9 protein-coding genes are annotated in these 6844 nt (G+C 52.1%); 7 read left to right on the top strand and 2 right to left on the bottom strand.

Features of this window, described 5'->3' with window-relative positions; translation table 11 throughout:
* The 6 genes from AC2FNV_RS23030 to AC2FNV_RS23005 form a co-directional block, all read left to right on the top strand.
* Positions 1-238, top strand: a 238-nt coding sequence (locus AC2FNV_RS23030; RefSeq protein ID WP_496774649.1) for a cytochrome c maturation protein CcmE domain-containing protein, incomplete at its 5' end; no start/stop codon positions are given.
* Between the two features lie 124 nt (positions 239-362).
* Positions 363-974: a holin-associated N-acetylmuramidase gene (locus AC2FNV_RS23025; RefSeq protein ID WP_170606816.1), complete on the top strand. Its 612-nt coding sequence runs from the start codon at positions 363-365 to the stop codon at positions 972-974.
* Complete coding sequence (locus AC2FNV_RS23020) at positions 965-1534, top strand: holin family protein (RefSeq protein WP_170606818.1); 570 nt, start codon at positions 965-967, stop codon at positions 1532-1534. The genes AC2FNV_RS23025 and AC2FNV_RS23020 overlap by 10 nt, the downstream gene beginning before the upstream one ends.
* Before the next feature lie 74 nt (positions 1535-1608).
* Positions 1609-3573 carry a heme lyase CcmF/NrfE family subunit gene (locus AC2FNV_RS23015; RefSeq protein WP_170606819.1) on the top strand — a complete coding sequence of 655 codons (1965 nt, stop codon included), beginning with the start codon at positions 1609-1611 and terminating at the stop codon, positions 3571-3573.
* Complete coding sequence (locus AC2FNV_RS23010; RefSeq protein WP_367648167.1) at positions 3570-4031, top strand: cytochrome c-type biogenesis protein; 462 nt, start codon at positions 3570-3572, stop codon at positions 4029-4031. Before AC2FNV_RS23015 ends, AC2FNV_RS23010 begins: the two co-directional genes overlap by 4 nt.
* A 72-nt stretch (positions 4032-4103) precedes the next feature.
* A complete protein-coding gene (locus tag AC2FNV_RS23005; RefSeq protein ID WP_170606821.1) occupies positions 4104-4880 on the top strand; it encodes an enoyl-CoA hydratase-related protein in 777 nt (258 codons plus the stop codon).
* Between the two features lie 9 nt (positions 4881-4889).
* Here AC2FNV_RS23005 and bmt read toward each other — a convergent pair whose 3' ends face one another.
* Both bmt and AC2FNV_RS22995 read right to left on the bottom strand, forming a co-directional pair.
* Positions 4890-5906, bottom strand: a complete 1017-nt coding sequence (gene bmt / locus AC2FNV_RS23000) for a betaine--homocysteine S-methyltransferase (RefSeq protein WP_170480394.1) — start codon at positions 5904-5906, stop codon at positions 4890-4892.
* Between the two features lie 121 nt (positions 5907-6027).
* Positions 6028-6345, bottom strand: a complete 318-nt coding sequence (locus tag AC2FNV_RS22995) for a DUF1476 domain-containing protein (protein ID WP_170480396.1) — start codon at positions 6343-6345, stop codon at positions 6028-6030.
* Between the two features lie 307 nt (positions 6346-6652).
* Here AC2FNV_RS22995 and AC2FNV_RS22990 point away from each other — a divergent pair.
* A partial coding sequence (locus AC2FNV_RS22990) for a phosphoribosylaminoimidazolesuccinocarboxamide synthase (RefSeq protein ID WP_496774646.1) occupies positions 6653-6844 on the top strand: 192 nt, incomplete at its 3' end.

Raw genomic sequence — 6844 nt, 5'->3', positions numbered from 1 at the left:
GGGTGAAACTGTGCGCTTTGTCGTAACGGATGGTGGTGAAAGTGTTCCCGTCGCCTTTAAAGGAGTGCTGCCGGACCTGTTTGCTGAAAATCAAGGCATGGTCGGTACAGGAAGTTACGTAAATGGCGTCTTTGAAGCCACTGAAATTCTTGCGAAACACGACGAGACTTATATGCCAAAGGAAGTTGTGGACGCGCTAAAAGAGCAGGGCGTCTATAAGGAAAGTGGCGGTAGCTAAGGAAAAACTCAAAGAAAAGATTTCTGATTAGGCGTTGCGAGGGGAAGCCGCGCAGCGACCTTTACGTTGTTAATGATTAAATAGATTTAGGGACAGTTTGTGCAGCAAATGCAGCGGAGAAACGATGCAGACTGTACATCAAATAGCCAAAGAAATTGTCGAGCGTGAAGGTGGTTTCGTGGAAGACCCGGATGATCCTGGCGGGGCTACAAAATTTGGTGTGACCATTCATACCTTACGCCGCCTAGGAATGGACGTAACCGGAGACGGTACGATCGACCGCTCGGATGTCAAAGCTTTGAGCAAATGGCAGGTGGTTGAAATTTTTTTAACCCACTACTTCGAAAAACCAAAAATAGGGCTGGTTCCTAAAGGACTACAACCTTCCTTATTTGATATGTATGTCAACGCCGGAGGTGAGGCGGTTAAAACTTTGCAGGCGTTGCTCAATCAAATGGGCTTCTATGTCGATGTGGACGGGATCATTGGCCCACAAACGAGTAAAGCCGCCCATACAGCCGTAGACCCCGATCCTCAGATGTTACGAGATGCCTACGGGGTGGCGCGGCGTAACTACTATTTTAGGTTGGCAGATCGTCGGTCTACACTCAGAAAGTTCGCACGCACGCGTTCCGGCGCCAAAGGTGGTTGGATAAAACGGGCCGAGGAATTTCTATCGCCCAAATACCACCTCAGTGACGAAGAATTTCAAAACAGGGTTTCTAAATGGGATTGATTTCTGGACTTTTGAGCTTGTTGTTTGGCGGTGAGCGGAATGTTGTGCGCGAAACAGCTGAAGTTTTTCTTGAAAATGCGGAATCTGCAGCAGCGCGGTCGGCCGCACTGCGCGAGCAGGCTTTAATGCAATTCGGTGCAGAATTCCAATTGCAGCCCAAAAGTGGCTTCGATCGTTTTATGGATGGAATAAATCGTTTACCGCGACCCGCGCTTGCATTGGGGACGTTGGGATTATTCGTCATTGCGATGATCGATCCGCTTTGGTTTGCAGAACGAATGCACGGAATTGCATTGGTTCCCGAGCCCCTGTGGTGGTTATTGGGTGTGATCGTTTCATTTTACTTCGGTGCACGCCACCAAACCAAAGCTCAGGAGTTCCAACGTGAAGTTGGGGTGACATTGGCGCAAGCCCCGAAAGTTATGGAAAATTTGGAGGCCTTGGAGCGCTTGCAAAATCGCAGTTCTAGAGATGCCCGTAAGGAGCCAAGCAAACAACGCACCAGAGAGGGCCGCAACCCAGCATTGGATGATTGGCGACGACTTCGAACCGCTGAATAGGCCGCGACACTATGTGCGCGCCGCATCGATAAATGTTAATGGCGCGCCACTGATGCGAGCGGTATATATGTTTCATGATTACAGAGCTCGGCCATTTTGCACTGATCCTGGCTTTCCTTGTTGCCATCGTACAAAGCGTAGTGCCACTGATCGGGGCCGCCAAAAGGTGGAGCGGATGGATGACCTTCGCAGAACCTGCCGCAATCGCGCAGTTTCTGCTTACAGGGTTTTCATTTGGCGCGCTTACATGGGCGTTTGCGTCATCTGATTTTTCACTACGAATTGTTGTTGAAAACAGTCATTCCCTAAAGCCGATGATTTACAAGATCAGCGGCACTTGGGGAAACCACGAAGGGTCAATGTTGCTGTGGGTATTGATTGTCACGATTTTCGGTGCGATGGCTGCAGCCTTTGGCGCAGGCCTGCCACCGACGCTAAAAGCGCGCGTTTTGGCGGTTCAAGGCGCGATTGGAGTGGCGTTTTTCGCGTTTATTCTGTTCACGTCCAACCCCTTTGACCGCATGGCGGTTCCACCTTTTGACGGGCGCGATCTAAATCCACTGTTGCAGGATCCCGGTCTCGCGTTTCATCCTCCATTTTTGTACTTGGGCTATGTCGGGTTAAGCATGGCGTTCAGCTTTGCCGTTGCTGCCCTTATCGAGGGGCGCGTGGACGCGGCTTGGGGCCGCTGGGTGCGACCCTGGACGTTGGCGGCGTGGGTGTTTTTAACCATTGGAATCGCTTTGGGATCTTGGTGGGCCTATTACGAATTGGGTTGGGGCGGCTTCTGGTTTTGGGATCCGGTTGAAAATGCGTCGTTTATGCCATGGCTGCTGGCTGCCGCCTTGCTTCACTCTGCAATTGTCGTAGAGAAGCGCGAGGCTTTGAAAAGTTGGACAATCCTTTTGGCGATCATCGCTTTTGGCTTCTCGTTGATCGGTACATTTATTGTTCGCTCGGGTTTGCTGACATCGGTACACGCTTTCGCAAATGACCCGGAACGCGGCGTATTCATATTGATCATCTTGGTTATCTTTATTGGCGGGGCGTTGACTCTTTTTGCCGCGAGAGCACAAGCAATGGAGGCAAAAGGCGTGTTTGGCGTTGTCAGTCGAGAAAGTGCGCTGGTGCTAAACAACGTTCTCCTCGCAGTCAGTTGCTTTGTGGTATTCTTCGGAACCATGTGGCCGATGGTGGCTGAAATGGCTTTTGACCGAAAACTCTCGGTTGGTCCGCCGTTTTTTAATGCAGCATTCACACCCTTTATGATTGCGTTGGGTATTTCGCTGCCGATCGGGGCAATGCTGCCTTGGAAACGGGGTAGGATAGGGCGTGCTGCATGGTCTTTGCGTTATGCTTTTCTATTGGCCGTTGCGCTTGCCATTCTCGTCTGGACGCTGCAATCCGGACGCAGCGCTCTTGGCCCGGTGGGTTTGTTTCTTGGCATTTGGATCGTGTTTGGCGCCATCGTAGATTTGTGGAGCCGAACTGGGCGATCTGGCAGCTTGACGCGCCTGTTTCGTCTGCCTGGTGCCGATTGGGGCAAAGCTGTTGCCCACAGTGGCTTGGGCGTCACTATGTTTGCTATCGCCGGACTGACTGCCTGGGAAGTCGAAGATATTCGAGTCGCCCAACCCGGGCAGCCGTTCCAAGTTGGCCAGTTCACCTTGAGTCTCAAGGATGTTCGGCGCGTGCAGGGCCCCAATTACTTCTCAACCACCGCAGATATTAACGTAACGGAAAGCGGGGGGCGTGTTACGACGCTACACCCCGAAAAACGGGACTATCCGGTTGCGCGTATGCCCACCACCGAGGCAGCAATCGACTATCGCTTTTTACGCGATCTTTACGTGGTTCTCGGAGATCAACAAGCTGACGGTGGTTGGGTAATAAGAACTTACATCAAACCGCTGGCCAACTGGATCTGGGGTGGATGTATTCTCATGGCTCTTGGCGGGGCACTTAGCCTATCTGATCGACGTTTCCGAGTTGCTGCAGGCGCACGGAAATCACCAAAAACCGGAGTTCCCGCAGAGTGATACGCTTACTTTTTGTCTTTCTGATGCTGACAAGCCCAGCATACGCGGTTCAACCTGACGAAGTATTGCAGGACCCGGTGCTGGAAGAGAGGGCGCGCAATATTAGTACCGGGCTGCGGTGCTTGGTTTGCCGAAATGAGAGCATCGACGAGAGTAATGCGGAACTTGCCCGAGACCTGCGCATATTGCTACGGGAGAGGTTGGTGGCGGGAGATACCGATCAAGAAGCTGTCGATTTTATTGTCGATCGGTATGGCGAGTATGTACTTTTAAAGCCCACTGCGTCGGGCGCGAACCTGCTGCTTTGGCTGGCCGGGCCAGTCATGTTGCTGATTGCTGGAGCAGTAGGTTTAAATTTTGTCCGGAACCGTTCCAAAACGCAAAGCACTGTTCCAAGCGGTAGCGACACTCTGACCCAAGAAGAACAAGCGCGACTGCGTCAAATACTTGAAGACTGACGCGTAGTTACGCTTTCACTTTCACTGATTATGCGTAAGGGTTTCGTGGAATTCTGCGCGGGTGAGGTTTAAATGGAATACGAACAGGTCCATCTCGACATAACTAATGACTTGGCGGTTCTGACCCTTGACCGGGCAGACAAAATGAACGCGCTGACTAAACGGATGAGGGCAGAGATAACCCACGCGATGAACCATGCGGCCAAGAACGCTCGGGCCGTTGTTATCACCGGGGCAGGAAACGCGTTCTGCTCAGGTCAAGATCTTGGCGATGCGTCAAGTACGGGCAAAATTGATTTGGGACGAGCTTTGCGCGATGAGTATGAGCCTATGCTTAAGTCCGTATATGACTGTCCGGTTCCGACTATAGCGGCTGTTAACGGTCCTGCCGCTGGCGCCGGCGCTAATCTGGCACTGTGTGCGGATGTGGTGATTGCAACCGAAAGCGCTTATTTTATGCAAGCGTTCGCGAAGATCGGATTGATACCGGATGCGGGCGGAACTTGGTTCATGCCGCGTCAAATGGGATTTGCAAAAGCAATGGGCGCCGCGTTGTTTGCTGACAAAATCAGTGCCCGTCAAGCTGATGACTGGGGGCTGATCTGGGAAGCGGTTGCCGATGCTGATTTTGTCACCCATTGGCAAAGGCGGGCTGCTCATTTAGCAAACGGACCCACCGCTGGTTTTTCGGCGATTAAGCAGGCCATTCGCAAAAGCTTTGATCATACACTTCCAGAGCAACTGGAAACCGAGGCCCAGTTACAGGAAAATTGCGGACGCACGCGCGACTTTGCCGAAGGCGTCGTGGCGTTTCTTGAGAAAAGGCCCCCCAAATTTGAGGGCCGTTAAAACCGTCGTTTAGGCCCGGCGACGCCGTCTTGTTCGACGTTCTGGCTGCGCGCCGGTTTCCTCAGTCCCATCAGTTTCGGAAGAAAACGGGCCAAGCGCAGCTGTGATTTGATCCAAGGTCGGGCGAACACCACGCGGAACCGTATCCAACGCCTCGCGCATTTTACGCAAATGTGCAGGCATCGTTCCGCAACATCCACCAATTATCGTGGCGCCAGCGTCTCGTGCCATAGCAGCGTACTGTCCCATCAGTTCTGGTGTTCCGTCGTAATGAATATGCCCATCGACATACTTTGGTATTCCGGCGTTGCCCTTGGAAATAAGCGGACGTTCTGTTCCTTGCGCGACAAAACCTAGAACAGTACGTAAAATATCCGACGAACCAGTTCCACAATTCGCGCCGAATGCGATCGGTGGGTTAGCCAATGTCTCGACGATCTTTGCCAGATCCGCAGAAGTAACTCCCATCATAGTGCGACCCGCAGTGTCAAAACTCATGGTTCCGCACCATGGCATGTCGGCTAGGGCAAAAGCCTCGGCGGCGGCCCGGAACTCTTCCGGCGCGCTGATGGTTTCCACCCAAAGTACGTCGACGCCACCATTTTTCAGGGCGTCCGCTTGTTCGTGGAACATTTCGACCGCATCAGAATGCGACAGACTACCGACAGGTTCCATAATTTCACCTGTGGGCCCCACTGATCCCGCCACGATGACCCGGCGGTCTGCTTGGTCAGCAATTTCACGACCAAGCTCGGCACCAATCCTGTTCAGTTCAGCCACTCGGTTCTGAGCGTCGTGCAGTTTAAGGCGCGCAGCCGTTCCTCCGAACGTATTTGTAAGAAACAAATCGCTGCCAGCGTCGACAGAGCCCTTGTAAAGTGCCCGGATCTTTTCGGGCGCTTCCACATTCCACAACTCAGGCGCATCGCCCGATTGCAAACCCATGTTGAAAAGATTTGTTCCCGTAGCACCATCAGCCAAAATTGTATCGCTGGTTTCCAATAGTTTACTAAGCGCGTTTGTCATTGGCGTAATCCAAATACGGCCATAAGGGCCAAATCATAAAGAGACGCCCCATGTCCCACGACCAGGGCGTCAAATCAAACTCATTAAACTCATGAAGATCATGAGCGCGGTGAAAATAAACTCAGTCGGTCTCGCTCAGCACCTGCGCTTTGGCTTCTGGCAGCAGTTCTGCCATTTTTGCGCGAATTTCTTCAGCCGTGGACAGGTTCCCCAGATCGCCTGCAACTTTTCGCACGACATCTTCGTGACCCGCTTCCTCAAAATCGGCAATTACCACAGATTTGGCATATTCATCGGCTTCCGCACCGGATTTTCCCAGTTTTTCAGCGGCCCAAAGGCCCAGAAGCTTGTTGCAGCGAGCCTGCGCTTTGAACTGCATTTCTTCGTCGTGAGCAAACTTTGCTTCAAAGGCGTTTTCGCGTTCGTCGAACGTGGTCATTGGTTGAGGACCTCATATCACTAATTTCGTTAAACAGATAAAAAAACCGAAACAGAATGTATAGCGAAAATAGCCCATGCGCGACCAATTGCATCGAGAGGGCAAAGAAGGTTCGCAATGTCGAATTCTGGCGTCAAGACTGGAGCGTAGCAAAGGCTCAAACCGTCATGCTGTGAGTGAAAATAGGTCCAAAGCCTTTAAATCTGACCGCAAGCGATATCTCTGACGCTTGCGGGCGGGGGCTGGCTGGAATAAGAGGACGACAGCCGCGCGATCAATGCGCGTAACCGTTATGGAAAGGTCGCCAATGGCGCGTCGCAAGAAAATTTACGAAGGCAAGGCCAAAATTCTATACGAAGGTCCTGAACCGGGCACAATCGTGCAATATTTCAAAGATGACGCCACCGCATTCAACGCGGAAAAAAAGGATGTAATCGACGGCAAAGGTGTTTTGAATAACCGCCTGAGTGAATTCTTCATGACAGGCCTGACACAAATC

This window comes from Ruegeria sp. BHSA163 (assembly GCF_059613365.1).
The sequence above is the reverse complement of the archived record's forward strand: the minus strand, read 5'-3'. Positions and strand labels throughout refer to the sequence as shown.